The sequence below is a fragment of the Streptomyces sp. NBC_01216 genome (assembly GCF_035994945.1).
In the GTDB taxonomy this organism is placed as follows: Bacteria; Actinomycetota; Actinomycetes; order Streptomycetales; family Streptomycetaceae; genus Streptomyces.
Window position 1 is genome coordinate 4626243 of sequence record NZ_CP108677.1, and the last position, 25771, is coordinate 4652013.

The following is a 25771-nucleotide window of genomic DNA, read 5'->3' on the forward strand; positions in this document are numbered from 1 at the left end:
GGCGCACGGCCTGAACCCGTGCGCCCGTTCCATACCTCAGGGGAGGACCCGACTTGAAGCGCCGACTCGCACTCGCCGTCGCCACCGCCGCCACGCTGACCACCCTCGTCGGCTGCGGAGCCCTCGACAAGGCACTCGACTGCGTCCAGACCGCCGACGCCATAGCCACCAGCGTCGACCGGCTCCAGCGAGCCGTCTCCAGCGCTTCCAACGACGCCACCCAGCTCAGCGAAGCACTGGACGACATCACCACCGAGCTCGGCAACCTCAAGAACACGACGGACAACGCCGACCTGTCCAAGGCCGTCGACGACCTGTCCCAGGGTGTCGACTCCGTCCGCACCGCCGTCAACAACGGCGACACCAGCCCCGACATCACGCCGGTCACCGAGGCCGCCGCCGAGGTCGGCAAGGTCTGCACCCCCGGGTGACCGCACCACGGCCCGGCCGGGCACCCCGCGCCCAGGGTCGATAATCGAGGACATGACCCGTCTCATCCTCGCCACCCGCAACGCCGGGAAGGTCACCGAACTCCACGCGATCCTCGCCGACGCGGGACTCACCCACGAACTCGTCGGCGCGGACGCGTACCCGCAGATCCCCGACACCAAGGAGACCGGTGTCACCTTCGCCGAGAACGCGCTCCTGAAGGCCCACGCCCTGGCCCGCGCCACCGGCCTGCCTGCCGTCGCCGACGACTCCGGCCTCTGCGTCGACGTCCTCAACGGCGCCCCCGGCATCTTCTCCGCCCGCTGGTCCGGCACCCACGGCGACGACCGCGCCAACCTGGAACTGCTGCTGGCGCAGCTCTCCGACATCGACGTTCCCCACCGCGGCGCCCACTTCGCCTGCGCCGCCGCACTCGCTCTCCCCGACGGCACCGAACGCGTCGTCGAGGGCACGATGCCCGGTACCCTCCGCCACCTCCCGGCCGGCACGAACGGCTTCGGCTACGACCCGATCCTCCAGCCGGAGGGCCACGAGGTGACCTGCGCGGAGCTGACGCCGCGGCAGAAGAACGCGATCAGCCACCGCGGCAAGGCATTCCGGGCCCTGGTGCCGGTGGTGCGGGAACTGCTGGGCTGACACACGCACGCGAAACACGCACGCGAAAGCACGAACGCGGCCTTCGAACCGGGGGTCCGAAGGCCGCGAGAAGTGCGGCCGGAGGGATTCGAACCCTCACGGGTGTTAACCCACTGGGACCTAAACCCAGCGTGACTGCCATTCCACCACGGCCGCTCGCCGCATGTCATGGTAGCGGGCATGGGGCAGCGGCCCCCTGGCGGTTCGGCACCGGGGCGCCTCGGCCGTCCGCCCCCGCGCGGCCGTCCGTGACGAGCTGGTCCGGGTCGGATACGTCGGGTACGTCAGATACCCAGGTCCTTGATGATCTTGGCTACATGGCCCGTCGCCTTCACGTTGTACAGGGCGCGCTCGACCTTGCCGTGCTCGTCGACGACGACCGTCGAGCGGATGACGCCCGTCACCGTCTTGCCGTACAGCTTCTTCTCGCCGAAGGCGCCGTACTCCTCCAGGACCTTCTTGTCCGGGTCGCCTACCAGGGTGACCTTCAGGGACTCCTTCTCGCGGAACCTCGCCAGCTTCTCCGGCTTGTCCGGGGACACGCCGATGACGTCGTAGCCGGCGCCCGCCAGCAGGTCGAGGTTGTCCGTGAAGTCGCATGCCTGCTTCGTACAGCCCGAGGTGAGGGCCGCCGGGTAGAAGTAGACGATCACCTTCCGCCCCCGGTGGTCGGCGAGCGAGACCGCGTTGCCGTCCGCGTCGGGCAGGGTGAAGGCGGGGGCCTCGTCGCCGGGCTGAAGTCGCTCGCTCATGGTTCTCCTCGGAGTATGGACGCGTACACGCCCGAGCCTAATGGGGGCCTGAGACGGACCGCGGGCGGCGAAGCTGACAGACTGTCCGTCAACGACCGATAACGACTACGGAGGCAGCGCGGTGTCGGATGCCAGGACCCCTGCGCAGATCGAGGCGGACATCGTCCGCCGGCGCGACCAGCTCGCCGTCACGCTCGACGAGATCGGCATTCGGATGCACCCGAAGACGATCATCGGTGACGCCAAGGCCAAGGCGACCTCCACGGTCGACCACACCGCCGGACGGGTGTTCGACGCCGTGAACCGAGCCGTGTCCGGGGTGAAGGCCCGCTTCACCCACGAGGACGGCGCCCCGCGCCTGGAGCGGGTGGTGCCCGCGGCCCTGGCCGTCGTGGCCCTCGTCGGGGTACTCGCGGTCTCGTCCCGGAAGCACAAGGCATGACCCCTCCCGGGTACGGGTGGCCCGTCCCGGCAGGTAGGTTCGACTGGTGAGCGAGAACACCCACGACAAGCTGCCCATCCGGATGCTCCACGACCGCGTCCTGGTCCGGACCGACTCTCCCGAGGGGGAGCGGCGTTCGGGCGGCGGCATCCTGATTCCTGCCACCGCCGCCGTCGGGCGCAGGCTGGCCTGGGCCGAGGTCGTCGCGGTCGGCCAGAACGTCCGTACGGTCGAGACCGGGGACCGGGTCCTCTACGACCCGGAGGACCGCGCCGAGGTCGAGGTGCGGGGCGTCGCGTACGTCCTGATGCGGGAGCGCGACCTGCACGCGGTGGCCGCCGACCGCTTCCAGGGGACGACGGACTCCACAGGGCTGTACCTGTAGGGCGGTGGCCGCCGGCGCCCCGGCCGCACGTCCGCGACAGAGCCTGGTGACCATGGTCACCAGGCTCTGTGTCTGCCGGTTGCCTGATGCGGCACCAGTAGGGCGTGTCGCGGAAGTAGGTCCTGTCTGGAGTTTGATCACGAATGTGGTGCGATGCTGCGGAGCCAGAGCATCGCACCACAAAGGTGGAGCCCGGCCTCGTAGCTCTGCGGGGTCTTGTCGAAGCGGGTCGCTATGCCGCGCCAGTTGCGCAGGCGGTTGATGCACCGCTCCACGGTGTTGCGTTCGGTGTACAAGTCCGCGTCGTGGCTGACGGGGCGGCCGCCGCGCGAGCCGCGCTTCTTGCGGTTGGCGGCCTGGTCCACCTTCTCCGGAATCACCCCCCGGATCCCCCGTTTCCGCAGGTAGCGGCGGTTGCGGCGGGAGGAGTACGCCTTGTCGGCGGCCACCGCGTCCGGCCGGGTCTTCGGACGTCCGACCGGCCCGCGTACCTTGATCCGCTCCAGGACCGGGATGAACTGCGGGCTGTCGCCGGCCTGTCCGGGCGTGAGGACGAACGCGAGCGGGCGGCAGCGCCGGTCGGCCGCCAGGTGGATCTTGCTCGTCAACCCGCCCCGGGAACGCCCCAGCTCGGCGGCCTTCAAGCGAGCGCGCTGCCGTCGGCGGATCCGGCGCCGTTCGGCTCGCTCGCCGTCGTCGGATTGCCCCTCTCGCGGCTCTTGTTCCTTCGAAGCGCCCCCTTTTCCGACTCGACGGCCGCTTCCAGGGCTGCCAACTGCTCCGCTTCGAGGATCATCCCGGCGGCGTGGTGGTGGGCCCGGGACGTCGCGGAGTCCACGCTGACCAGGCCCATGTCGGTCTCCCCGCGAGCGGCCGCCTCGGCGATCACCGCCTCCATCAGCTGCTGGAAAGTGCCCTGCCCCACCCAGATGCGGAAGCGGTCGTAGGTGCTCTGCCAGGGCCCGAACTCGCTCGGCAGGTCGCGCCAGGGGCTGCCGGTGCGGAACCGCCACATCACCGCGTTGAAGTGTTTCCGCAGGTCGGGGATGGGCCCGACCGCGGCGATCGGGAGATGGGGCTCGATCAGGGCCCATTGCTCGTCGGTGAGATCGCCACGCGCCATGACTGACGATCTATCAAGACCGGGCCGCGGTGCGCAGGCGATCCACCGAATCGTGATCCGAATTCCAGACAGGACCTAGCTGCGTCCGCCCGGAGGGCGGGGCCCGCGGCGCCTGGTGCGTGCGACCGCGAGGCGGAGGATCATCCTCGTACCGGGCGTACTCGGATGACTCCGACAACGCGGGGAGCGTGCGTGCCAGACGTCACGGGCCAGGACGGACTCTCGCGACACGTCCTAGTACTCCAGTTGTAGATCGCGATCTTCATGTCCGGTCGACTTAGCATTGATAGTGGCTGGCCTGAGATCTGGCCTGGTGGCGGCATCGCCAGCGGGACCAGACGAAACGGTGGGCCGCGTCATGGACGGACTGGACGATGATGGTCATGAATACCGCTGGATTTCGTTGCAGGACTGCGGGATCAGGTCGGTGGGGCCGGCCACTGTGGGCGCTTCTCCCTACCCGCCTTCGACTCCATGAGTCATCCACCATGCCTGGCCTGACCTACTTTGACAGGGCATGGGGGTACACCTCCGAGTACAGGGGTCAATTCGCGCCACCAAGCTGACTTCCGGCCCTCTTCTCGAGAGTGATGGACTGGTGCCGCTCCGTGATGCGACGCTCTGGCCGGGTCGGTATTGCGCCGGCAAGCAAGGAGAGGCCATGACTGAGACCACGCCCGACGCAAAAGGACCGGCCCCGGTTCAGCTCACACCTGAAACAGCGGTTCCGGCGCCGATCTCGGCTGACGAGGTCAAGCCCGAAGACGTGGGCACACTGTCGATCGAGTACCGCGACAGCAAGCCCGTGATCGTCGTTAGCGGAGGTAAGTACCTTCCGGCGGGGCTCATGGTCGTGAACGAGTCTGGGCCTGTTGCGATGTACAAGGCAGAGCTTGTCGCCGCGCGCGTGGCCACCTGGCCCACGAATTTGATCGTTTTCGACAATTACCGGTGATCATCGGTGTGTGAAGACAGAAGATCAGACGGTGGCCGCGGGTCACAGTATAGATCCTGCCCGTTGGCAGGAGGCGTTCGAGGCCCTGATGGGCCGTATTGCGGGACGGTTCGTCCGGGTGGAACCCCGGCGCCGGGCACGGGCGTTCGTGCTCGGGTTGTTGTCGGGCCTGCCGCGCAAGAACTGCTGGACGCTCGCCGAGCATGCTGGGGACGCGGCCCCGTACGGTCTGCAGCACCTGCTGTCGAGGGCCAGGTGGGACGCCGACGCGGTACGCGATGACATCCGCGGCTTCGTCGTTGAGTACCTGCACCACGAGGACGCGGTGCTGGTCGTGGACGAGACCGGCGACCTGAAGAAGGGCACCGGCACGGTGGGCGTGCAGCGCCAGTACACCGGCACCGCAGGCCGCATCGAGAACAGCCAGGTCGCCGTCTACCTCGCCTACTCAACCCCGCTCGGGCACGCGGCGATCGACCGGGAGCTGTATGTTCCGCGCTCCTGGACCGAGGACCCGGCCCGCTGCCGGGCCGCCGGGATACCCGACGCCGTCGGCTTTACCACGAAACCCGCCCTCGCCGCCCGCATGATCGGCCGCGCCCTGGATGCCGGCGTTGCCGCATCCTGGGTGGCGGGCGATGAGGTCTACGGAGGCAACCCGCATCTGCGGACCGAGCTGGAGAGACGCGAGACCGGCTACGTGCTCGCCGTGGCCTGTGACCACCAGATCGCCACCCGAGCGGGCAAGCTCCGCGCCGACGCCCTGGTCAAGATGCTGCCGAAGCGGGCCTGGCAGAAACTCTCCGCTGGTGCCGGCGCCAAGGGGCACCGCTTCTACGACTGGGCCCTGGCCGACATCGCCGACGACCGGCCGGGCCACCGTCAGCTGCTCGTCCGCCGCAACCGGCGCACCCGTGAACTTGCCTTCTACCGCTGCTACTCGGCAATCCGGGTTCCGCTGTCCACTCTGGTGCGGGTCGCCGGGCGCAGATGGACGGTCGAGGAGACCTTCCAGTCCGGCAAGGGCCTGGCCGGACTGGACGAGCACCAGGTCAGACGCTGGACGTCCTGGCACCGCTGGGTCACCCTCGCGATGCTCGCCCACGCCTTCCTCACCGTCGTCCGCGCCGACGAACATGCCCGCCACTCGAAGCCGGACGGGCTGATACCGCTCACCTGCAACGAGATCCAGCACCTGTTCACCGCGCTCGTCGTCCGGCCCGTCCACGACGCGGCTCACCGGCTCGACTGGTCCCACTGGCGACGCCGCCACCAGGCCCGATCCCAGGCCAGCCACTATCAGCGACAAGCCGCCCAGACATGAAGATCGCGATCTACAACTGGAGTACTAGGCTTGGGGCACCCGACGAGACGCGCCGTACCGGGCCCCGCGCACCACAGGCAAAGACGACGCACCCCTGTTGTTCCGTCTCGCGGAGGTTTTCGTCGTCATGGCCTGGGTTCTCCTCACCGTCGCCGGTCTGCTCGAGGTCGGCTGGTCGGTCGGCATGAAGTACACCGACGGGTTCACCCGTTTCTGGCCCAGCGTGTTCACCGGCGCCGGGATCGTCGCTTCGATGCTGCTGCTCTCACAGGCCGCCAGGACACTGCCGATCGGTACGGCGTACGGCGTCTGGGTCGGCATCGGCGCGGCCGGCGCGGCGGTGTTCGGCATGGCGGTGCTCGGCGAGCCGGCGACCGCCGCCCGGATCTTCTTCGTCTGTCTGCTGCTGGTCGCCGTCGTCGGGCTGAAGGCGACCTCGGGGCACTGAGGGGCCGGACAGCGGTCACCCGAGGGTCCCTGAGGCTGTCCGGCCGAGACCCTCAGGGCTGTCGGTCGGGCCGTGGCGCCGGCGGCGCGGGTGGTACCTCGGGCGGCCGGGGTGTGTCCTGTGCCGGGTCGGCGCCGTGGAAGGGGGGTGCTCCGGCGCGTCCGGGGGACGGGGCCGGGGTATCGCCGTCCGCGGGGCCGGTTCCTCCGCCGGGCGCGGTCCGCGTGTCCGGTGCCCCCTGGGGGGCGGGCAGCCGCGGCGGCAACGGGGGGCGCGGCGGATGCTGTGGGCCGAGTGCCTGTTGGCCGTCGGGGCCGTCATGGTCCCGCTGTCCGTCCTGTTCCCGGGGGTCCTGCGGTCTTCCGTCGGGTCCGTCGGGCAGCGGCGGGTTCAGTGGGTCGAAGATCCCCTCGGAGCCCGCGCCCACCTGGAGTTCGAAGTACTCCGGGTCGGAGCCGGCCAGTGCCTCGCGGGTGAACTGGGCCCAGATCTCCGCGGGGGGTCCGCCGCCGTCGACGCGGGGAAGGCCGAGCGCCCCGTACAGGGATCGCTGTTCGCCGGTCTCCGGGTGCTGGCCCATCAACGTGACCACCGTCGCGAGGTCGGGGGTGTAGCCGGCGAACCAGGCGGCGCGGTCCTCCTCGGCGGTGCCCGTCTTGCCTGCGGCGGGCCGGCCGGCCGAGAGCGCCGCCGTGCCCGTGCCGCCTTCGACGACGCTGCGGAGGATCGCGGTCGTGGTGTCGGCGGCCTCCCGGGTGACGGCCTGTGTGCTTTCGGGGGCGGGCAGGTGCAGTGCGCGGCCGTTCCTGCTGACCGAGCGGACCAGGATGTACGGGTGGTGTGTGCCGTGGTGGGCGAGGGTGGCGTACGCCTCGGCCAGGTCGAGGACGCTCGCGGTGGCGGGGCCGAGCGCGATGGAGGGGGAGGCCGTCAGGTCGGGTGTGGTGGCCGGCAGCCCCAGGGCGACGGCGGTGTCGCGGACCGTGGCCGGGCCGACGTCGACCGCCATCTGGGCGTAGACCGCGTTGACGGACAGGTCGGTGGCGGCCCGGACGGTCAGGTCGCCGTACGAGGCGTGGTCCTCGTTGGCCGGGCCGTAGGGTTCGCCGGGCCAGCCGTCCACGGGGCGGCGGTCGGTGCCGTCGTAGTTCGTGTTCGGGGTGATCGGGCGGCCGTCCTGGGTCTGCGCGCCGTTCTGGACGGCGGCGGTGAAGACGAAGGGCTTGAAGGTGGAGCCGACCTGGTAGTCACGGCGGGTGGCGTTGTTGACGTACTGCTTGGTGTAGTCGACGCCGCCGTAGAGAGCGAGGACGTGTCCGGTGGCCGGGTCGACGGCGGCTCCACCGACGCGGACGAAGCGGTCGACCGGGTTGCGGTCCGGGTCCAGCCGAGACGCGACCTGGTCGTGGACCGCGGTGACGAAGGCGTCCTGCTTCGTCCGGTCGAGGGTGGTGGTGATCCGGTACCCGCCGCGGGCCAGCGTCTTCGCGTCGATGGCTCCGCTGCCGGTGAGGTGGTCCTCGACGGCCCGCACGATGTATCCGCGCTGGCCGGAGAGGCCGGTCGTGGTGCGGGTGGTGCGCGGCACGGGGAAGGCGGCGGTGGCCCGGGTGTCGGGGCGCAGCCACTTCTCCTTGACCATGCCGTCGAGGACGTAGTTCCAGCGGGCGAGGACCTTGGGCCGGTTCTCGGGGTGGGCGACGATGTCGTACGCGGTGGGCGCGTTGAGCAGTGCGGCGAGGTACGCGCCCTCGGTGGTGTCGAGGTTCTCGGCGTCCTTGCCGTAGTAGGCGCGGGCGGCGGCCTGGATGCCGTAGGCGTTGCGGCCGAAGTAGCTGGTGTTGAGGTACCCCTCGAGGATCTCGTCCTTGCTCTTCTCGCGGTCGAGCCGGATCGCGATGAAGAACTCCTTGACCTTGCGGGTGACGGTCTGTTCCTGGCCGAGGTAGTAGTTCTTGACGTACTGCTGGGTGAGGGTGGAGCCGGACTGTCTGCCTTTGCCGTTGAGGGTGTTCCAGGCGGCGCGGACCATGGCCTTGGGGTCGACGGCACGCCCGGAGTAGAAGTCCCGGTCCTCCGCGGCGAGGACGGCCCGCCGGACACCGAGGGGGACGCGGTCGAGGCGGATGCTCTCGCGGTTGACCTCGCCGTCGCGGGCGATCTGCGTGCCGTCGCGGTAGAGGTAGACGTTGGACTGCGCGAGGGCGGCGGAGTTGGCCGGCGGGATGTGGACGAGCAGGTAGCCGGCGACGAAGGCGCCGGCCGCCAGCAGGGTGCCGAGGAGGAACAGGCCGAAGAGAGTCCGCAGGACACGTCGTCGGCGGGGGCGTGCGCGGGCCGTCCTCCGGTCGCGGGTGCGGCGCTCGGCCGTGGTCCGGGCCGTGGCGGGCCTGGTGGGGAGGGTGGGGTCCTTTGGTTCCCAGCCGGGGTGCGGTGGCTGGCCGTCGCTCATGAGTGGAGCTCCCGTACCGGACGAAGGGGATGGCCTCCCCATACTGCATGCAGAGCGACAAAAGCCGAGAACACGACTCGACATACACTCGCGAAGGTCGTGCGGGGCCGCTGGGGTCGGGCGCTGTGGTGCCGTGGGCGGGCGCGCCGAACCGGGACTCCCGGTCCGGAGACCGGAGGGAGGGGTGGTGTGCTGCGCTTGCGTCCGACGGTCGCCACGGGCGGTTTCCTCCGTACCGTTCCGGGCGCAGGACGCCGCCGAGGCGACATCGAGGCCGTGATCGCGCAGATGCACGGAGAGGGCGGTGGCGCGCGGGAACTCGGGGTGCGCGTGGGGAGTCCCTGATGTAGGGAGGTCAGGTGATGAGCGAGACGAGGACCGAGGCGGGGCCGGCGGACGGGCCGGGGGACGCGGCCCGTGTCTCCGGTGCCCGTGCCGGGGCGAGGAAGCCGCTGGCGGCTTTCGCGTACACGGCGGCGGACGAGGAGAAGAGCCGCGGGGTCCGCCGGATGAAGACCTTCGCGACGGGCCTGCTGCTGTTCGTGGCCCTCGTGTACGCCGTGGCGACCTGGGCGGGGAACGAGGGAGGGGGAGCCTGGACCGGGTACGTCGCCGCCGCGGCGGAGGCGGGCATGGTGGGCGCGCTCGCGGACTGGTTCGCGGTGACGGCGCTCTTCCGACGCCCGCTGGGGCTGCCGATTCCGCACACGGCGATCATCCCCACGAAGAAGGACCAGCTCGGAGCCTCACTCGGCTCCTTCGTGGGCGAGAACTTCCTGTCGGCCGACATCGTACGGGGCCGGCTGCACGGTCTGGGTATCGCGGGCCGGCTGGGCGCCTGGCTCGCCGAGCCCGCGCACGCGGACCGGGTGACGAGAGAGCTGGCCACGGCGCTGCGCGGGGCGTTGACCGTGCTGCGGGACGCCGACGTGCAGGCGGTCGTCGGCGAGGCGATCACCCGGCGCGCGGAGGCGGCGGAGATCGCGCCGGGCATCGGCAAGACCCTGGAGAAGATCGTCTCGGACGGTTCGCACCGCCGGGCCGTGGATCTGGTGTGCGTCAAGGCGCACGACTGGCTGGTCTTCCACGCCGACTCGGTGATGGACGCCGTCCAGGGCGGGGCGCCGGGGTGGACGCCGCGTTTCGTGGACCGCCGGGTGGGCGAGCGGGTCTACAAGGAGCTGCTCCGCTTCGTCACGGAGATGCGGGACATGCCGGGCCACCCGGCGAGGTCGGCGATCGACCGCTTCTTGAGGGACTTCGCCGCCGACCTGCAGGGCGACACGGACACCCGGGCGCGGGTGGAGCGCCTGAAGTCCGAACTGCTGGCCCGGCCGGAGATCCAGGACGTCATCGCCTCGGCGTGGTCGTCCGTACGGAACCTGATCATCGCGGCGGCCGAGGACGACAGGAGCCAGTTGCGGCTGCGGGCGCGGGCCTCGCTGATGTCGCTCGGCGGCCGGCTGGTGACGGACGGCCGCCTGCAGGCGAAGGTGGAAGGCTGGGCAGAGGACGCGGCGGCCTACGTGGTCACCACGTACCGGGGCGAGATCACGTCCCTGATCAGTGACACGGTCGCGAGCTGGGACGCGACGCAGACCTCCCGCAAGATCGAGGCGAACATCGGCCGCGACCTCCAGTTCATCCGCGTCAACGGCACGGTCGTCGGCGCCCTGGCCGGCCTGGCGATCTACACGGTGAGCCACGCCCTGGGCGGGTGAGGCACCTCCGACAGGGGGCGGGAGACGCGGCGCCGGAGAGCCGGCGGGCGGGTCGGCCGGTCGACGGGCGCGCGGGCCGGGGGTGCGGCGGGGACACGGGACGGGCGGGGTGTGTGCCGGGCGGGTGAGTTCCGGCTCACCCGCCCGGCGACTGCGGGGAGGTGCTGTGTAGTACGCGCGCCGAGCCGCCCGTGTTCAACCCGCCGCAAAAAACCGCGCGGCGGGGGCACTTCCTGGTCGGCCCGAAGCGCGGACGTCCGGCGCTGGGTCGTACTCCGGCCCGCCGCAACCGCGTCACAATGGCCGGCATGAAAGCCCTGGACACGACGGTGCAGACGAGCTCCCGGATGAGTAAGCAGCGCAGCCGGGACACCGACGTGGAGATGGCCCTGCGTCGTGCCCTGCATGCCTCGGGGCTCCGCTATCGAGTGCACCGCCGCCCCCTCAAGGCGGTACGGAGGGAAGCGGACATCGTCTTCGGGCCCGCCAAGGTGGCGGTGTTCGTCGACGGTTGCTTCTGGCACGGCTGTCCGGAACACGCGACGTGGCCGAAGAGGAACTCGGAGTTCTGGCGGCAGAAGATCGAGAAGAACCGGGCACGGGACGCGAACACCGATGCCCGCCTCAAGGAGGCGGGCTGGTTGGCAGTGCGCGTCTGGGAACACGAGAGCGCGGACAAGGCCGCCGCACGCGTCGCAGCCGTGGTCGCCGAGCGGCGGGCGCTCCGTCGGACGGGGAGGGCGTCAGGCGACGTCACCTGAGCCGAGAGAGCGGCCGGGATGGTCCGCCGACCCCTGTGGCATCGGTCATTCCGCCGACCGGCCGGTGGTAGCGTGGCCGGCGCGTGGGCCGTCGCGCTTCCGGGTGCGCGCCCACTGGGCGGTGAAGGGCAAAATCCGGGGGGATGCGCGTGAGGGAGCCGCAGGGCGAGGATTTCGGCACCTGGCTGCGGAGCCGACTGGAACAGGCCGATATGGAGCCGATGGATCTCGCGCAGCGCCTCGGAACCACACCAGCTGACGTCTCCGCCTGGACCGCCGGTCGTTCCGAACCACTCGAAGCGGTCAAGCAGGCCATCGTGGATGCTCTCGACGTCGGGCTCGCCTCGATCTCCTGCCGGACCGGGGACCTCGCCGCCGCTTCTCCACGGCGGTGGCACCATCGACCGGCTCACAGCGACGGCGGACGGGAGTACGGCAACGCCGCTGCCTTCGCGTTCGACGCGGATCTCTCCGTCCTCGCCCGCGAGGCCACACAGAATTCACTCGACGAGCGCCTCGACCCCACGATGCCGGTCCGTGTGCGCTACGTCCTGCACGAAATCACCGGTGACCACCTCGACGCGTTTCTCGCCGCCATGCGGTGGGACGAACTGCGCCCGCACTATGAGGCCGCCGCAGGCGGCGGCCAGAAGGTCTCCCGAAGCCTCCAGGCCGCACTCGACGACCTGGACGTGCAACGCTCTCTGCTCCTTCTCCGTGTGGAGGACTACAACGCTGCCGGTTTGACCGGCCCGGAGTATCAGGACGGCCGCTACGCCGCTGTCGTGCGTCGCCAGCTCGACAGCCACAAGCAGATCGGCGGACGCGCCGGTGGCTCTTACGGACTGGGCAAGGCCACCCTCTGGGCCACCAGCCGTATGGGCCTCGTCCTCGTCAACTCCACCCTCTCCGAGGCTCACGAAGGGCGTTCCGCGCGCCGTGTCGTCGGACGGCTGGATCTGCCTTGGCACGAACTCGACGGAGCCGCGTTCGCGGGCCCCGCGTGGTTCGGAGAAGCGGAACCCGAGCCGGTTCACGAGGGCGTGTCCCGATCCTGGTGGGCGGACGAGGACGAGGTGCGGTCCCTTCATCTGGACCGACGGAGCGCCGCGCCCGGTACCTCCTTCCTCATTGTCGGAGCCCATGATGCCTCGGGAGACGCGGCATGCCTGCAGGAGATGCACGAGAAACTCGTCCGATCGCTCGCCGACGGGTTCTGGGCTTCCATGATCGGCGGCAAGTCGGCCGGTGCGTTGCTGGAGGCGACCGTCACCACACTGCGTGACACCCGGACCGTGATTCCCGAGGAGCGAGTCGACCCCCACGCTCACCACCCCGCGCTGGGCCGTGCGTTTCGGGCGTACCTCGACGGGGATACGGTCGGTGAGCTGACCTCCGCCGATCAGGTCGCACGCGCGGAGGTCCCCCTCGTCGTCTCTCCGTTGAAGGGGCGTGGCCGTTCCCGGGACAAGGGCCGCGAGCATCCCGCGGTCCTTCTGCTCACCACGGCCGCCGACCGAGACGAGCGGCACAGCCGGGTCGTCTGCATGCGTGGCAATCGAATGACCGTCACCGAACAACGCCCCCGGGAACTCCCTCTCGGCACGGCGCCGTTCCAGGCCGTCCTGCTCGCCGGCTTCGCCACCGGCCGAGAGGGCGAGGACGTCGAACTCGCGGAGGCGTTCCTCCGTGCCTCCGAACCACCGGAGCACGACCGCTGGGACCGTACTGAGGAACTCACCACTCTCTACGAGCGTGGCGCCCTCTCTCGACTCAAGGAATTCCGGAGTGAGATCGACAAGGCGGTACGCGGTCTCGTCGGGCGTCGAGAGGCCGCTCGCACCAACGGCCCTGCGGCGCTCCGCGAGCTGCTCAGGCTGGACGGCGGCGGATCCGTCGCCGGTGGGAGGCGGGTACACGGCTTCCCCGTCGTGCGCAGCGTTCAAGCCTGTGTCCAGGACGACGGCGCCTGGCACGTCACGGTCGGTCTCAAGCTCCCCGACGCCGTGGACTCCTGGGTGCTGACTCCCGTGGCCAAGTTCGACGTCCGGTCGGGCGGACGCCCCGCCGTCGAGTGGGCCGCGCTCGACGCCTCCGAGGACTGCCGTATGGAGAACGGCAATCTCGTCGTCGACCCCGGCGTGCGGACCGCTGTGTTCACCGGGGTGACCGAACCCGCCACCCATCCTGTCCAGGGTGGCTTCGCCCGGCTCGTGGTCGATGTCCAGAAGGCTCGTGGAGGAGCGACGTGAAGTCCGTCTACCCTTACCCGACACTCTTCGGTGACATCTCCCTCGACGTACTCGCGATCGCGGTGGACGGGACGTCGCCGCTTCCGTACGCCCATGTGTCCAGGCCCGAGAGGACCGTGGCGCTCCACCAGTCCGGTCGGGAGAGCTGGGAGTACTGCACGCTTCGTCTCCAGGCGTCCCTCCCGGCGGCGGAGCTCGCCGACGGAGCCTGGACGGATCTGGTCTGCCTGGCCCATCTCACCGAGAAGGCGACCAATGCCCGCAGCACGGCAGTGCTCAGGCGATCACCCGAGGGCGGCGTCTGGAGCGGGAGCATCGACCTGTTCCGCGATCGTCATCTCAACCGTGCCGTCCTTGGCCTGACCGTCGTCGCCACCGTAGGCGGGGTCGAGGGTCGGGTGATCGGAACCACCGAACAGGACTGGTATCTCGACCTCAAGGCGGTCACCCCGGTACGCCAACGGGAGATCGAGATCGTCGAGGTGGACTTCCACGGGGGAGCGGAGGCATGGCTCCGGCCGTACAAGGACGCCCCCTGGATCGTCGAGACCACCGGCGACGTACCCACGGTCTACCTCAACACCGGTTCGGCCGAGGGACTGATCGCCCTGCTCGGCGGCAGCGGAGGAGGCCCGGCCGAGAAGCTGCTGCGCGAGATGGTGTCCAGTCAGATCGCCCAGGACGCGTGGACCGCGATGTTCCACACCGCCGTCGGCGATCTCGACGTCGACGAGGACGGAACCCCCGTCATGCCGACGGGCTGGCGCGAGACCGTTCTCCGGATGATGTTGCCCGATGTGCTTCCGGGGCGTCAGCTCACCGACGCGCTGTACGACATCGAGGAACGCCGGGCCAAGGGGTTCGGCTGGTCAGAGCTGCAGACGACCGTCCAGTACGCGGCAGGCAGACGAAGCAGGATCGCCAAGAAGTTGACCAACGCGGTCCGCGTAGTCGATCGTGCGGACAGGGACGACACCCGATGAGCCCCCTCACCCCTGTCGAGCCGCCGTCCGTGCTCGCGCTCCTGCCCGACGCCGCCGTCGCCAAGTACCTCGGCCGAGGTGTCCAGTCCGGCCGGGAAACCCCGCCACAGGTCGCGCTCGCCCGTGCCTGCGTCGCATACGACGGTCGGACTGCGGAGCGGCGGCGTACCGAGCCGGTGCGTGAACTTCTCGATGAGGCCGTGCGACGGTTCGTGGACGATCGTCACGCCGTCGACGGCTGGCTCGCGCCTCGTCTGCACGCCACCCTGAGGATGACCCGTGCGGAGGCTGCCGACGGCCGTCTTTGGAACCACCTGGCCATGATCGTGGCTCCGGACTACGTCGTCTGGAGACACAAGGGCGCCGACAAAGCAGAAGGCCCCGGCATCGCCGCCGCCGCTCGGTTCAGCGGACCCCACTACACCCAGACCTTCTCCCGCCTCTGGTGGGCCGCCGAACTCTTCCGCGACGGCGACGACTACGGCCCGGTCGTCACGGCCTGCCGTATCCAGGACGTCCTCAACACCACGATGCGCCTGGACGTCATCGACCACCGTCCCACCGCCCAGGCCATGATCCGTGTCATCGGCGGACTCCTCGACTCGGGCACTCCTCGCCCCGGCGATCACGTCAATGCCTTCTCCTCCGCGGTGAACGCGGCCGGCAGCACGCTGATGTACGACGTTCTGGCACGCGACGTCGCCCCCGACGTGGACGAACTCCACGACTGGATCGAAGGCGGCGCCGGCGCGACAGTGGATTGGGACCACCTGCCGGAGGGCCCGCTCGACGGCCGCGTCGAGGAGACGGCCGTCGCAGCCCTGCTTCCTCTCTTCGAGAGGTTGAGGTCCGAGGCTCCGGTGCGCCGACGGACGAAGAGTTTCGCGTCGGGCACGGAGCAGCGAGGGGCCGTCCCGGCACCCAGGGTCCCGGGAGTCAGCCTGGCCAAGCCTTCGGATCACGCGTGAGCGCGTGATCCGCCCTCGTACTCTCCCGCCGTCCCGATCGCGGCCTTCAGCACCGCCTTGCCCAACAGAGGCGGGATCGCGTTGCCGATCTGCTGGGCGATGGCTCGGCCCGACCAGGGGTAGTCGGCGGGAAACGTCTGCAGAACGCCGGCCTCGGCATCCGAGAAGCGGGGCAGCTCCGTGCCGTCTCCGGCGACGACTCGATTCCGGGAGACCTTGCCGGTGACGGTGAACGCGGGCTGGTCCGAGGACCTGCGGCCCCGGGCCTTGGGATCGCCCCCCGTGCCGTAGTTCGAGACCACCTCGAAGGGAGTCGGACGGTCGAGGACCTCCGACATAGGGACCCACGGCTTCAGGAGAGGGTCGCCCTGATCGCGCGGGACACCCTTGCGATACGGACGGTGAGAGGGCCGCGGCAGCTCGCCGATGCCGTTCAGACGGGCCACGAGGATGGCGCGACGTCGCGTCTGCGGGACGCCGAACTGTTCCGTGTGCAGTACCTCGGGCTCGGAGACCCGGTAGCCCTGCTGCGCCAGGACCTTTCCGTACTCCCGCCATACGGGGAGGACGGCGGGCACCTGTTCCAGGACGATCGCCTCGTAGGGTCGATCGTCACGGAGTGCCTCCAAGGCCCAACGCAACGGTTCGAGGACGAGACCGGTGCGTGCGTCGTCGAGCACGGCGAGGTCGGAGCGGACGTCCTCGCCGCGGGCCATCCGCTTGACGAAGCCGATCACCTCGTCCAGCGCACGGCGGCCCGCGCCGGTGCCGGCCAGGGTGAACGTCTGACACGGAGGACCACCGGCGAGCACAGTGGCGTTCGGGAACTTGTGCGGCCCGAAGTCCTGGACATCACCCTGCAGGGTGGCGAGTCCGGCGGCGGTCCGCGTATCGCACGCGTCCTGATCGAACTCGATCCCCGTCACCTCGAAGCCGAGGTCGCGTGCCGCCACGTCGAGCCCGCCCGGTCCGGCGAACAGGTCGACAATCTCGGGGCGTGGCACGTGATCTCCAGGAGTGGTGTGTGGACGAAGGGGACCGGGAGAACCCAGCAGCGCCTCAGATTACCCGGCGCCGCACGTCGAGCGGTGTTGCTGTCAACCTTGCCCCAGGGTGGTCGAAGGCTGACGATCTTGTGCCACGCCGAGATCCGCCGCGTCCGCCGCGAAGCGGTGCAGGTCCTGGCCGAGGTGCGACAGCTCCTCGGCCAGGTACTCCCGGATCGGGGCGTACGATCACGATCTCCGTCGGTCGGTGGCCCCTTCGGGATCGGTGTCGATGATGGCGACTCCCTCCTGAGCGGAGTCGACGGTCGTGAAGCGCAGGACTCGGCCGTCGTCGCTGCGCGCCGAGGCCGGTGCGACGAAGGCGAAGGCCATCACGATCCGACCGGGATCGAGCGTGCCGTCCGCCGTGACCGTGCTCCGGTGCGCGGACTCGATGATCGGGTAGAGGACGATCACTCCTCGCCGCGGAGCGGTGAGGTCCTCGACGGCGGTGTCGCCTGAGTCGGCGAGGGACCCCGCGATGCGCATCGCCGCCGCGCGGTGCTTGACGTCGCTGATGGCGCCGAAGAGCGGGTCACGGCGCCGGTCACGAGCGAAGTAGGAGTACAAGCGGTCGGAGCCGCTCAGCCGGAACCGCCGTTTCGGCTGGGCATGCTGCGGAGCGAGTACCACCCAGTCGTCGACCTGGGCGGGTGTCCCGGAGGTGATTTCCCGCAGGTAGTCGAGGTGGGGGGCGAACTGGGACGGTGCGCCCCAGCGGACACGCGATGCCAGATCATGGAACGAGGCGGCGCCCATTCGCCCGGTCAGCGCGGAGAAACGGTGAGTGACGCCCTCCTCGCGGAAGTGGTATCCGAGCTGCGTCGGCTCTGCGGACAGCGTGTCCAGGACGGGCGTCCACAGACCCGTGTTCTGCCGCAGGTCGGAGACCTTCGTCGGGTACGCGGTGGGTTCCTGCCACTGGCCGGGGGAGCGGAGCGTCACCAGGCGCGAGTTGTACATCTTGTTCGGGCTGGTCGGCTTGAGCCACGGGATGTGTTGCGAGACCAGTGGAGGTACCTTGTCCGGGGTCACCTGCGGGCGGCCGTCGACCGTAACGGAGTACTGCTCCAGCTCGGCGCGGAACGTCTCCTCGTCGCGGCAGATCGCCGCGAAGCCGTCGTAGAGGTCGATCTCCTTCCTGCCCATGGTCTCCTGGCGGCCCAGGTAGAGGCGAACCAGGTCTCGGTAGCCCTTGCGGAAGCCGAACCAGCGACCCATCTGCATGAGCGTGGAGGCGTTGCCCGTACGACGCCGGAAGTAGGAGACGGTCAGACCTTCGACGGTGAACCCGCGTGCCAGCTTCTGTCCGCCGATGAGAATCTTCCAGATGGACCGCTTGTCGAAGTCGGCCTCGCCCGTCTCGAGGTCCTTGTCACCGTTGACCACGATGATCGGCTTGTCATCGCCACCGATTCGGATCGCCGCGGGGCCGACGTAGGGGGCGAGTTCGTCGAACGAGCCGGGGACGGCCTGACCGTCGGCGCGCACCGCGGAGACGAGGGCGACGTCCGAGTCGAACAGGCGGCGGAGCCGCTCGTGACCGCGGGCCCCGATATAGCCGGCGTTCCACCACAGCCGAGTGACCCTGCCGAGCAGCTCGCGGTGTACGTCCTGGCGGACGGACTCGTGGATGAGCATCGTGTGGTGCTGGAAGTACCGATCGCCGAGGCCGCCCTTGTCCTCGCGGTACAGCTTCATCGCGGCCGTCAGCACGAACATGTCCATGGCTCGTTCGAGGCATGTGTCGTCCTCGTCGTCCTCCACCACGATGTCGCGGACGTGCGCCTTCTCGTTGGAGTTCGCGTACGTCCGCTCCTCCTCCGACAGAGCGGAGTCGAGATCGTGGAAGTCACGGGCGCCCATGTACTCGGCCGGACGCGGCAGGGAGATGATGAAGTCCTTGGGGAAGATGTCCTCGGTGTCGCTGGGGTCGATGAAGACGTTGGCGAAGGGCGTCGCGGTGTAGCCCACGTACTGGGCGCGGGGCAGCATCCGCAGCAGCTCGGAGATCTTCTGGTTGATCGCGGTCCGCTCGGCGTTCGGCTTGGCGAGGTCGGAGGTGTTCACCGAGGCCTCGTCGGACTCGTCGTCCACGATCAGGACCGGGATCTCGGAGAGGGGTGTCTTGATCTTCCGTAGATCCTTCACCAACTTGGTGAGTACCTGCTTGTTCTTCTTGACCACCATCAGGCGGGCCGCGGCCCGGTGGAGGTTGTGCGGGTCGTACAGCGGCAGGCCGGGCTGCTGTTTCTCGTATTCGAGGGCGACGATTCCCTGCAGGAGGCTCTGGTAGTCGTCGTCCCGGGTCGTCATGCGGTGGATGTCGAAGTTGCCGAGCGTGGAGGGCAGCGCGCCGAAGGTCGCGAATTTGCCCTGGCTCCAGGCGGGGTCGTCGGCGTAGTCCGACTCGTACTCGCTCGCGCCGCGCACGATGTTCTCGCGGCCGACCAGCTCCATGTCGAGGCGACGCTGGGTCTGGGCCCGCAGCATGTTGAGCGTGCCGCCCAGCACGATGACCAGGCGATAGCCCGCGTCGATCGCCTTGGCGATGACACCGGCGAAGTTGGCGGTCTTGCCGGACTGGACGTAGCCGACGACCAGACCCTTCGACTGGTACGCCTCGAGCGCCGTCGGGTCGGCCAGTCGTTCCACCACCCGGTCGGTCGCCTCGTCGAGTCCGGCGACGACCTCTTCGGGCCAGCCCTTGTCCGTCAGCAGACGCCGGTACGCGGGCCAGTAACAGCGGCGTCCCTGGAGGGACTGCGGTGTGTACCAGGGTGTGTGCTCGGTGCTGATGACGACGGCCCCGCCGGCCTTGTGTACGGGCACGAGCGCGTCGAGGAGTTTGCCGCTCTCGTCGCCGATGCCGAGCAGCTCGTACACGTCGGTCCGCCGCTCCTCGGTATGCGGCGGGTGCGAGGACCAGGCGACGTTCTCCTTGTAGTCCCAACGGGTGAGCTGCTTGCGCCACACCTCGACGAGCCGGTCGGTGGCGTGTGCCTCGCGGAGGGCGGACAGGAAATCGGCCTCGGTGGCGTACGCCATGGCTTCCGGCGCGAGATCCTCGGCCTGGTACTCCAGGGCGCGCGCGAGTCGTCTCGGTTTTCCCGCGCTCATGTCGCCGAGAGCCCGGGCGTGCAGGTCGAGACGGATGCCGGCGGCGGTGTCGGGATGGGTCATCGGCGGTTCCTCGGCTGTCGGGGCGAAGAGAGACGGTCGGGGGAGGTTCTACGGGAGACGGAGCGTGGAAAGGCCGTCCGGGGCGCCGACGGCGGGCGTGAGCCCGGTGACGTCCGTTTCGTAGCGCACCGACGAGATGCGCTCGAGCATGGCGGCGGCAAGCAGCTCGGGGGTGAGGCGTGGGACGGTTTCGGCCGCGAGGACCAGTGCGTCGTCCCGAGGCGTCCAGCGTTCGTCGTCCTCATGGTCGGCCGACCAGCCGGTCCGCTCCAGCGCGGAGTTCAGCCGAGCGAGGGCGGACGGGGCTTGGTCCGTCACGGCACCGCGAACCGCTCGGACCGACTCGGCGAGTGTGCGCCCGCCCGCGCCGCCCCGCGTCAACCGGAGCGAGGCGAACCACAGCGGCCGATCGGCAGTGGGCTGCAGTTGTCCGATCCCGTGGATCACGTGACGTCGACGCTCTGCCACGGTCGTCTTCACCTCGATGTCGAAGTCCGTCAGGGCGAAGTCGTGCTGCTCGCCGTAGGGACCGGTCCACGCTTCGACGGCGGTGGCCCAACCGTACGTCTCGGAGAGGCGGGACAGCATCGAGAGTTCGCCCAGGAGGCCGATCCGACGTTGGACGCTCAAGCCCTGTGGACGGCCGAGCAGCGCGCTCCAGCCGTCGATCGTCTCGGCGAAGGCACGGTCCAGCGGGCGGTTCTTCGAGACGATGCGATCGGCCATGGCGAGCACCATGTCGTGGAAGTCGCGCATCGATTCGACCCGAGTGGTGTGGATGCGTGCCATCCGACGGCCCTTGTCCGAGGCCACCTGATCGACGCGTACGGCCTGCAGCGGGGAGCGCGGCGGCTGCCGGTTGCGGTCGAGTTCGACGCACAGGGCGATGTCACGACCGCCGTGGCCTATCTCGTACGTGACGACGGGGTGTCCGTCGGCGGTGGAGAGGCGGTAGCTCGTGCCGAGCCCTTCTCCCAGGTAGTGCTCGACCGTGGACCAGGCGAGCGTCACGCCGGCTGCCGGGTCAGTCATCGTCCGTCACCCGATCCAGTTCGGCGCGGGCTGCCGCGACCAGTACGGACTGCCAGAGTTGCAGGTTGTCCTTCTCCCGACTGCCGCTGTACTCCTTCTCGAAGATCCGATGGAGCAGCAGGTACATGAGCGACTTGAGGGTCGGGGCGTCGTTCAGCCCGCCGCGCCGACCGCCGAGGATCGCCGCACGATAGTGGTCGTTGAGGATGATCGTGCGGGTCTCGCGGTCGATCTCGAAGAACGTGCTGTTGTCGATCTTCCGCCAGCGGACGGAGATCGGTTCCTCACCTGGTATGAGCGGCAGCTCGTCCTCGATGGCCTCTCGTACCGTCGGCGCGATGCCCTTGCCCGCGGGGATCGCCGGCTTGCGGCTCGTACCTGTCCGCTTCCGTGCCTCCCGGTACGTCGCGTCCGCGTCCGTCATGTACTGGGAGAAGGCGCGTCCGTAGGGGTCCACCGCCGACTCCAGGGCCGTCACGAACTCCGGCGAGGTGTCGACGCCGTCCTTCTTCACCGTGAGACGGAACACCTCGGAGGCCACGGGATCCTCCGGGAGGTCGACGGCGACGCGCGCGAGCGCGAGATGCTGCTCGGGCTGCCGGAAGTTGTTCCAACCACCGGCTTGCACCAGGCGGTCGCGGCGGTAGAAGTAGAAACCCTGCCGGTCGATGACGGTCCCCACCGCTTTGAACTCGTCTTGGTTCGACTTCGGTGGCCAGATGTGCGCGGCCATGGTGACTGGGCCAAGGGAGGCGAGCACGGCGACGAACTCGCGAGCGTAGTCCGGGTGTCCGCTGATCGGATACGCGAACGGGTCGAGTGGTTGGACACCGAAGTTCATGTACTCGACGCCGGTGGAGACGTCCTCGACCGCGATGGTGATGTTGAAGTCGTCGCGAGCCAGAAACCGGTGTAGATGCAACCCCAGGTGGAGTCCCAGCTTGTTGATGGTGCGATGCAGATAGCGATCCGTCTGGCTGCCGCCGCCGGTCCGAGGGAAGTTCTTGACGGCGTCCCAGCGGATGACCGTTCCTTGCCAGACGATCGGACAGTCGTAGTAGCGGTCGATGAGCCGCTGCGCGTAGTCAGGTGCGACGATGTCGCACTGGTATCCGGTCACGGCCCGTTCCATCGTCCAGCGGCGCCCTGCCGGCGCCGCGGCCCGTGTGCGCCGCACCTTGCTGACGACGGTGACGGCGCCCGCGTGGCTCAGCGAGGCGGACTTCAATCCGGTACCGAACATTCCCAGGGCCGTGGAGTCGTAGTCGCGTCGACCACCGACGGTCATCGCGACGTCCAGCTCCTCCTCGTCCATGCCCTTTCCGTCGTCGACGATCAGCAGGCTGACGAGCCTGTCCCCGTCGCGCAGGAAGTGGATCACGACGTCCTTTGCCCCGGCGTCGATGGAGTTGTCCACGAGGTCCGCGATCGCAGCCTCGAAGCCGTAGCCCTGACTGCTGAGGGCCTCCATGTAACGACTGTCCGGAGGCAGGCACTTGCTGCCGGTGGTGGGTACTTCGAACTGCCACTCAGTCGTCATGTCTCGCCTTGGGATGCGCACGCCACAGCTGATCAGGCGACTTTAGTGGACGGCGCGGACCTCGATGGGCACTCACGGAAAGCCGCCGGTGCGGCTACCCCTCGTCCCCTCCATGGCACTCCCCGTACCCCCGCCCCGACCCGCACCAGCAGGCCGTGCCGCGGGCCGGGGGCCAGGGGGTCGCACGGCCGCGGGCCGCGAGCGTCGTGGCGTACTGGGGGAGCAGGTCCGCGTCGGCGGGCGAGGATGCCTCGGAGGCCGCGAAAGCCTCGTACGAGGGGACCGTCGCCGGGACGATGCCGAGGTTCGGGGTGCCGGCCGCCGCGAGCTCGCGGAGGGACGCCTCGATGTCCGTCAGGTGCGCGCGGTAGGTGGGGTACTCGGCCTCCAGTTCCGGGTAGGCGGCCAGCAGCTCGTCCAGTTCCGGTTCCGGCCAGTGGAGCACCGCCACCGGGAAGGGGCGGGAGAGGGCCGTCCGGTACGAGCCGAGTTCGCTGCGGAGACGGGCGATCTCCGCCTGGAGCTCGGCCGGGTCCGAGGAACCGAGCGACCACAGGCGCTTCGGGTCGTGGAGTTCGTCCAGCGGGACGTCCGCCGTGTGCAGGGCGTCGGCCAGCATGTCCCAGTCGTCGTGCGGCAGCGCCAGCATCCGGCGCACCCGGTGGCGGGACAGCAGCAGCGACTGGGTGGCGTACGGGAGGGCGTCCCCCGCAGCGTCCGCCGGGATCAGAAGCCCGGCCGCCTGGCTGAAGGTCGCCTCCGACTCCTCCAGTTCGTCGTGGGCCTCCAGCGTCTCCGCGACGATCGCCCACGGGGACGCCTCAGCGGGCCCGGCCGCCCGGACCCCGTCGATGATCGCCCGCGCCTCCGCCTCGTGGCCGTACTCCCACAGGTTGGCCGCCTTCAGCGCGCGGATCAGGTGCGCGTCCCGCGGGTCCGACGCCAGCAGGCCGTCGTAGAGGCCGGTCGCCCGCTCCCGGTCGCCGGCCAGTTCCAGGTGGGCCGCCGCGCGCAGCAGCAGCGGCTCCCGGTCCTCGGGGTACTGCGCGGCGGTGCGCAGCAGACGCTCGGCTTCGGTGGCGTGGTCGGCAGACGTATCGGGGCGCATGGGGAACACCGTACTGCTGTACGGCCCTGGAGAGTTGGCGCGTCAGCCCCTATCGTGCCCCGGGTGCGGTACAGGGGGCCGGTCGTCGTCCGGGCGCGCGGGGTGCGGAGCATCGCCGCCCGCGCCCTGTGGGCCGGTGCCGAAACCGTCGTCACCTGCGGTGTCGTCCTTCTGCTCCTCGTCGCCCACCAGCTTTGGTGGACCAACCGCGAGGCCCGCGCCGATGCCCGGCGCCAGGTCCGAGCGCTGGAGCGTGCGTGGGGGGAGTCACCCTCTCCCGGTGCCCCCGGACTTCCCTCGGAGTCCTCCGGCGGTGCCGGGGCGGATGGGGCCGCCGCGCCGTCGTCCCGGTCCGAGCCCCCGCGTCCCGCTGCCCCGGCCCCCGCGGGGCCATCCGTCTCCGCCTCGTACGCCGTCCTGCGCATCCCCCGGATCGGCCTGACCGCGCCCGTCGCCCAGGGCGTCGGAAAGGCGTCGGTTCTGGACAAGGGCTATGTCGGCCACTATCCGGGTACCGCCGCTCCGGGCCGGCCCGGCAACGTCGCGCTCGCCGGGCACCGCAACACCCACGGCGAACCCTTCCGCCATCTCGACCGGCTGGAGCGCGGGGACGAGATCACCGTGCGGACCAGGGAGGCGACGTACACCTACCGCGTGGACCAGGTCCTGCCGCGGACCGCGCCCCGCGACACCGGTGTCATCGCTCCCGTCCCGCGGTCACTGGTCAAGCCCTCCTACGGCTACTCCGCGCCCGGCTCCTACCTGACGCTCACGACCTGCACGCCGGAGTTCAGCTCCTCCTATCGGCTGGTGGTGTGGGCGAGGCTGGTGCCGGCCCGGTGACCGGACGCGGCGCCGCCCGCTCCCGCCCCCGGTGAAAGCGGTCGTGTGCGGCGAAACCGATCGTGTATAACGGCGGGGAGGCGGTGACGGGGGCCGGGGACCGCCCGCGGCCCCGGAACGCCGCCCGGGCCGCGAGAATCCGAAGCGGCGGACGGTACGAGAGGAGACGGTGGTGATCCGAGCCGTGTTCCTGCGTGTCATCGCCCCGCTCTTCTTCCTGCTCGCCCTCGCCGACCTGCTCCTGTCCGACGGCGCGAGCGTCTCCGCCGCCGTCGCCCTCGCCGCGACCACGGTCGTCTGCGCCCTGATCGGCGCCTCCGTGGCGCCCTCCGTGCCGCCCACCCGGGTCCGTACCGCCCTGCGCGACCGCGAGCAACGCACCGCCTTCCTGTCACAGCGCGATCCCGACGCCTCCGGTCGCCGTAGACCGCGGGCACCCGGCCGTTCCTTCCCGACGGCCGCGTAGAGGTACCCGTAACGCCCCTGTACCGCGCGGTTCCGTCATGCCGACCCCGTTCCAGTCCCGGCACGACGACAGACCCCCGGAGGGCTCCCATGTCCGTTTTCGCCACCCTGGTCGAGCGGCTCGCCGACCTGCTCCAGCCGCTCTTCGCCACCACCGCGACCGCCGCCGCGATCGTGCTCTTCACCGCGCTCGTCCGGCTCGCGGTCCACCCCTTGTCCCGTGCCGCCGCCCGCGGCCAGAAGGCCCGCACCCGGCTCGCCCCGCAACTCGCCGAGCTGCGCAGGAAGCACGCGAAGAACCCCGCGCGCCTCCAGGAGGCGACGCTGGAGCTGCACGCCCAGGAGAAGGTGTCTCCGCTCGCCGGCTGCCTGCCCAGCCTGCTCCAGATGCCGGCGCTCTTCCTGATGTACCACCTGTTCTCCAGCGGCCGGATGACCGGTCACACCCTCTTCGCCGCCCCGCTCGGCGACCACTGGGCGGACGCCCTCGCGCACGGCGGAGCCCTCGGCCCGGCCGGCCGTGTGTACCTCGTCCTCTTCGCGATCGTCGCCGCCGTGGCCACGTACAACTACCGCCGCACCAAGCGTCAGATGGCGGCGGCCCCGCCGATGGCCGGACCGCAGGCGCCCGGCGCGGGCGCGATGACGGCCATGACGAAGGTCATGCCGCTGCTCTCCTTCCTCACCCTGGTCTCGGTGGCCGTCGTCCCGCTCGCCGCCGCGCTCTACATCGTGACGAGCACCACCTGGACCGCGGTCGAGCGGGCCTTCCTCTACCGGGACATGCCGGCGGCGGGGGCGCTCGCTACCGCCGCGTAAGGGTCCAGCCCGTGAACGGGGTATTGCGGAGTGGTCGTCGCTCTTGGAGGATTGACCAATCCTCCGATGGCCGCACTCCATCG

Annotated in this window: 22 protein-coding genes, 1 tRNA gene and 1 pseudogene; 15 read left to right on the top strand and 9 right to left on the bottom strand. The window is 70.0% G+C overall.

The features are described from left to right. Positions 1-53: 53 nt before the first annotated feature. Together OG393_RS20535 and rdgB are read left to right on the top strand one after the other, a co-directional pair. Positions 54-431: a hypothetical protein gene (locus OG393_RS20535; RefSeq protein WP_327376128.1), complete on the top strand. Its 378-nt coding sequence runs from the start codon at positions 54-56 to the stop codon at positions 429-431. Positions 432-483: 52 nt separating this feature from the next. After that, entirely contained in the window at positions 484-1086 is a 603-nt protein-coding gene (gene rdgB / locus OG393_RS20540; protein ID WP_327376129.1) for an RdgB/HAM1 family non-canonical purine NTP pyrophosphatase, read from the top strand. Positions 1087-1159: 73 nt separating this feature from the next. Here the strand turns inward: rdgB and OG393_RS20545 are convergent. Then, positions 1160-1242: transfer RNA gene (locus OG393_RS20545), tRNA-Leu, on the bottom strand. A 128-nt stretch (positions 1243-1370) separates the two neighbouring features. Then, on the bottom strand, positions 1371-1838 hold the full coding sequence (gene bcp, locus OG393_RS20550) for a thioredoxin-dependent thiol peroxidase (RefSeq protein WP_327376130.1): 468 nt from the start codon (positions 1836-1838) through the stop codon (positions 1371-1373). Positions 1839-1959: 121 nt separating this feature from the next. Between bcp and OG393_RS20555 the strand changes: the two genes are divergently transcribed. Together OG393_RS20555 and OG393_RS20560 are read left to right on the top strand one after the other, a co-directional pair. Next, positions 1960-2280 carry a DUF3618 domain-containing protein gene (locus OG393_RS20555; RefSeq protein WP_327376131.1) on the top strand — a complete coding sequence of 107 codons (321 nt, stop codon included), beginning with the start codon at positions 1960-1962 and terminating at the stop codon, positions 2278-2280. A 46-nt stretch (positions 2281-2326) separates the two neighbouring features. Further along, on the top strand, positions 2327-2665 hold the full coding sequence (locus OG393_RS20560; protein ID WP_327376132.1) for a GroES family chaperonin: 339 nt from the start codon (positions 2327-2329) through the stop codon (positions 2663-2665). 137 nt (positions 2666-2802) lie between these two features. On the opposite strand, the pseudogene OG393_RS20565 reads toward OG393_RS20560, so the two are convergent. After that, a pseudogene (locus tag OG393_RS20565) lies at positions 2803-3788 on the bottom strand (IS5 family transposase). Between the two features lie 661 nt (positions 3789-4449). Between OG393_RS20565 and OG393_RS20570 the strand changes: the two are divergent. The 3 genes from OG393_RS20570 to OG393_RS20580 all read left to right on the top strand — a co-directional run bounded on the left by OG393_RS20570 (position 4450) and on the right by OG393_RS20580 (position 6515). Continuing rightward, positions 4450-4743, top strand: coding sequence for a hypothetical protein (locus OG393_RS20570; protein WP_327376133.1), 294 nt, complete (start codon positions 4450-4452; stop codon positions 4741-4743). A gap of 88 nt (positions 4744-4831) precedes the next feature. Continuing rightward, positions 4832-6067: an IS701 family transposase gene (locus tag OG393_RS20575; RefSeq protein ID WP_327378430.1), complete on the top strand. Its 1236-nt coding sequence runs from the start codon at positions 4832-4834 to the stop codon at positions 6065-6067. A 127-nt stretch (positions 6068-6194) separates the two neighbouring features. Further along, positions 6195-6515, top strand: a complete 321-nt coding sequence (locus OG393_RS20580) for a DMT family transporter (RefSeq protein ID WP_327376134.1) — start codon at positions 6195-6197, stop codon at positions 6513-6515. Positions 6516-6567: 52 nt separating this feature from the next. On the opposite strand, the gene OG393_RS20585 is transcribed toward OG393_RS20580, so the two are convergent. Further along, positions 6568-8967: a transglycosylase domain-containing protein gene (locus OG393_RS20585; protein ID WP_327376135.1), complete on the bottom strand. Its 2400-nt coding sequence runs from the start codon at positions 8965-8967 to the stop codon at positions 6568-6570. Between the two features lie 362 nt (positions 8968-9329). Between OG393_RS20585 and OG393_RS20590 the strand changes: the two genes are divergently transcribed. The 5 genes from OG393_RS20590 to OG393_RS20610 all read left to right on the top strand — a co-directional run bounded on the left by OG393_RS20590 (position 9330) and on the right by OG393_RS20610 (position 15652). Further along, on the top strand, positions 9330-10688 hold the full coding sequence (locus OG393_RS20590) for a DUF445 domain-containing protein (protein WP_327376136.1): 1359 nt from the start codon (positions 9330-9332) through the stop codon (positions 10686-10688). 308 nt (positions 10689-10996) lie between these two features. Further along, complete coding sequence (locus tag OG393_RS20595) at positions 10997-11449, top strand: very short patch repair endonuclease (protein ID WP_327376137.1); 453 nt, start codon at positions 10997-10999, stop codon at positions 11447-11449. Positions 11450-11592: 143 nt separating this feature from the next. Beyond that, positions 11593-13701 (top strand): helix-turn-helix domain-containing protein, encoded by a 2109-nt coding sequence (locus OG393_RS20600; protein ID WP_327376138.1) that lies wholly within the window; start codon positions 11593-11595, stop codon positions 13699-13701. Further along, positions 13698-14684: a hypothetical protein gene (locus OG393_RS20605; protein ID WP_327376139.1), complete on the top strand. Its 987-nt coding sequence runs from the start codon at positions 13698-13700 to the stop codon at positions 14682-14684. Before OG393_RS20600 ends, OG393_RS20605 begins: the two co-directional genes overlap by 4 nt. Continuing rightward, the gene (locus OG393_RS20610; RefSeq protein ID WP_327376140.1) at positions 14681-15652 is read left to right on the top strand and encodes a DUF6339 family protein; all 972 of its coding nucleotides are present in this window, start codon (positions 14681-14683) and stop codon (positions 15650-15652) included. The genes OG393_RS20605 and OG393_RS20610 overlap by 4 nt, the downstream gene beginning before the upstream one ends. On the opposite strand, the gene OG393_RS20615 is transcribed toward OG393_RS20610, so the two are convergent. From OG393_RS20615 to OG393_RS20635, 5 genes are all read right to left on the bottom strand, one after another. Continuing rightward, a complete protein-coding gene (locus tag OG393_RS20615; protein WP_327376141.1) occupies positions 15643-16656 on the bottom strand; it encodes a DNA cytosine methyltransferase in 1014 nt (337 codons plus the stop codon). The two genes, OG393_RS20610 and OG393_RS20615, sit on opposite strands and share 10 nt — an antisense overlap. A 231-nt stretch (positions 16657-16887) precedes the next feature. Then, positions 16888-19881 carry a Z1 domain-containing protein gene (locus tag OG393_RS20620; RefSeq protein WP_327376142.1) on the bottom strand — a complete coding sequence of 998 codons (2994 nt, stop codon included), beginning with the start codon at positions 19879-19881 and terminating at the stop codon, positions 16888-16890. A 48-nt stretch (positions 19882-19929) separates the two neighbouring features. Further along, positions 19930-20913: a PD-(D/E)XK motif protein gene (locus OG393_RS20625; protein WP_327376143.1), complete on the bottom strand. Its 984-nt coding sequence runs from the start codon at positions 20911-20913 to the stop codon at positions 19930-19932. Continuing rightward, positions 20906-22453 carry an ATP-binding protein gene (locus tag OG393_RS20630; protein ID WP_327376144.1) on the bottom strand — a complete coding sequence of 516 codons (1548 nt, stop codon included), beginning with the start codon at positions 22451-22453 and terminating at the stop codon, positions 20906-20908. The genes OG393_RS20625 and OG393_RS20630 overlap by 8 nt, the downstream gene beginning before the upstream one ends. A gap of 94 nt (positions 22454-22547) precedes the next feature. Then, the gene (locus OG393_RS20635) at positions 22548-23561 is read right to left on the bottom strand and encodes an SEC-C domain-containing protein (RefSeq protein WP_327376145.1); all 1014 of its coding nucleotides are present in this window, start codon (positions 23559-23561) and stop codon (positions 22548-22550) included. A 63-nt stretch (positions 23562-23624) separates the two neighbouring features. Between OG393_RS20635 and OG393_RS20640 the strand changes: the two genes are divergently transcribed. From OG393_RS20640 to OG393_RS20650, 3 genes are all read left to right on the top strand, one after another. Continuing rightward, entirely contained in the window at positions 23625-24404 is a 780-nt protein-coding gene (locus OG393_RS20640; protein ID WP_327376146.1) for a class E sortase, read from the top strand. Between the two features lie 172 nt (positions 24405-24576). Further along, positions 24577-24870, top strand: coding sequence for a DUF6412 domain-containing protein (locus OG393_RS20645; protein WP_442817337.1), 294 nt, complete (start codon positions 24577-24579; stop codon positions 24868-24870). 89 nt (positions 24871-24959) lie between these two features. Further along, positions 24960-25688, top strand: a complete 729-nt coding sequence (locus tag OG393_RS20650; protein WP_327376148.1) for a YidC/Oxa1 family membrane protein insertase — start codon at positions 24960-24962, stop codon at positions 25686-25688. The last annotated feature ends 83 nt before the right edge of the window (positions 25689-25771 follow it).

Excerpts from the sequence above, each read along its gene's own strand:
- OG393_RS20650 (WP_327376148.1), top strand. The coding sequence starts at position 24,960 with ATGTCCGTTTTCGCCACCCTGGTCGAGCGGCTCGCCGACCTGCTCCAG.
- OG393_RS20625 (WP_327376143.1), bottom strand. The coding sequence starts at position 20,913 with ATGACTGACCCGGCAGCCGGCGTGACGCTCGCCTGGTCCACGGTCGAG.
- rdgB (WP_327376129.1), top strand. The coding sequence starts at position 484 with ATGACCCGTCTCATCCTCGCCACCCGCAACGCCGGGAAGGTCACCGAA.
- OG393_RS20610 (WP_327376140.1), top strand. The coding sequence starts at position 14,681 with ATGAGCCCCCTCACCCCTGTCGAGCCGCCGTCCGTGCTCGCGCTCCTG.
- OG393_RS20630 (WP_327376144.1), bottom strand. The coding sequence starts at position 22,453 with ATGACGACTGAGTGGCAGTTCGAAGTACCCACCACCGGCAGCAAGTGC.
- OG393_RS20590 (WP_327376136.1), top strand. The coding sequence starts at position 9,330 with ATGAGCGAGACGAGGACCGAGGCGGGGCCGGCGGACGGGCCGGGGGAC.
- OG393_RS20600 (WP_327376138.1), top strand. The coding sequence starts at position 11,593 with ATGCGCGTGAGGGAGCCGCAGGGCGAGGATTTCGGCACCTGGCTGCGG.
- bcp (WP_327376130.1), bottom strand. The coding sequence starts at position 1,838 with ATGAGCGAGCGACTTCAGCCCGGCGACGAGGCCCCCGCCTTCACCCTG.
- OG393_RS20585 (WP_327376135.1), bottom strand. The coding sequence starts at position 8,967 with ATGAGCGACGGCCAGCCACCGCACCCCGGCTGGGAACCAAAGGACCCC.
- OG393_RS20570 (WP_327376133.1), top strand. The coding sequence starts at position 4,450 with ATGACTGAGACCACGCCCGACGCAAAAGGACCGGCCCCGGTTCAGCTC.
- OG393_RS20575 (WP_327378430.1), top strand. The coding sequence starts at position 4,832 with ATGGGCCGTATTGCGGGACGGTTCGTCCGGGTGGAACCCCGGCGCCGG.
- OG393_RS20580 (WP_327376134.1), top strand. The coding sequence starts at position 6,195 with ATGGCCTGGGTTCTCCTCACCGTCGCCGGTCTGCTCGAGGTCGGCTGG.
- OG393_RS20635 (WP_327376145.1), bottom strand. The coding sequence starts at position 23,561 with ATGCGCCCCGATACGTCTGCCGACCACGCCACCGAAGCCGAGCGTCTG.
- OG393_RS20595 (WP_327376137.1), top strand. The coding sequence starts at position 10,997 with ATGAAAGCCCTGGACACGACGGTGCAGACGAGCTCCCGGATGAGTAAG.
- OG393_RS20620 (WP_327376142.1), bottom strand. The coding sequence starts at position 19,881 with ATGACCCATCCCGACACCGCCGCCGGCATCCGTCTCGACCTGCACGCC.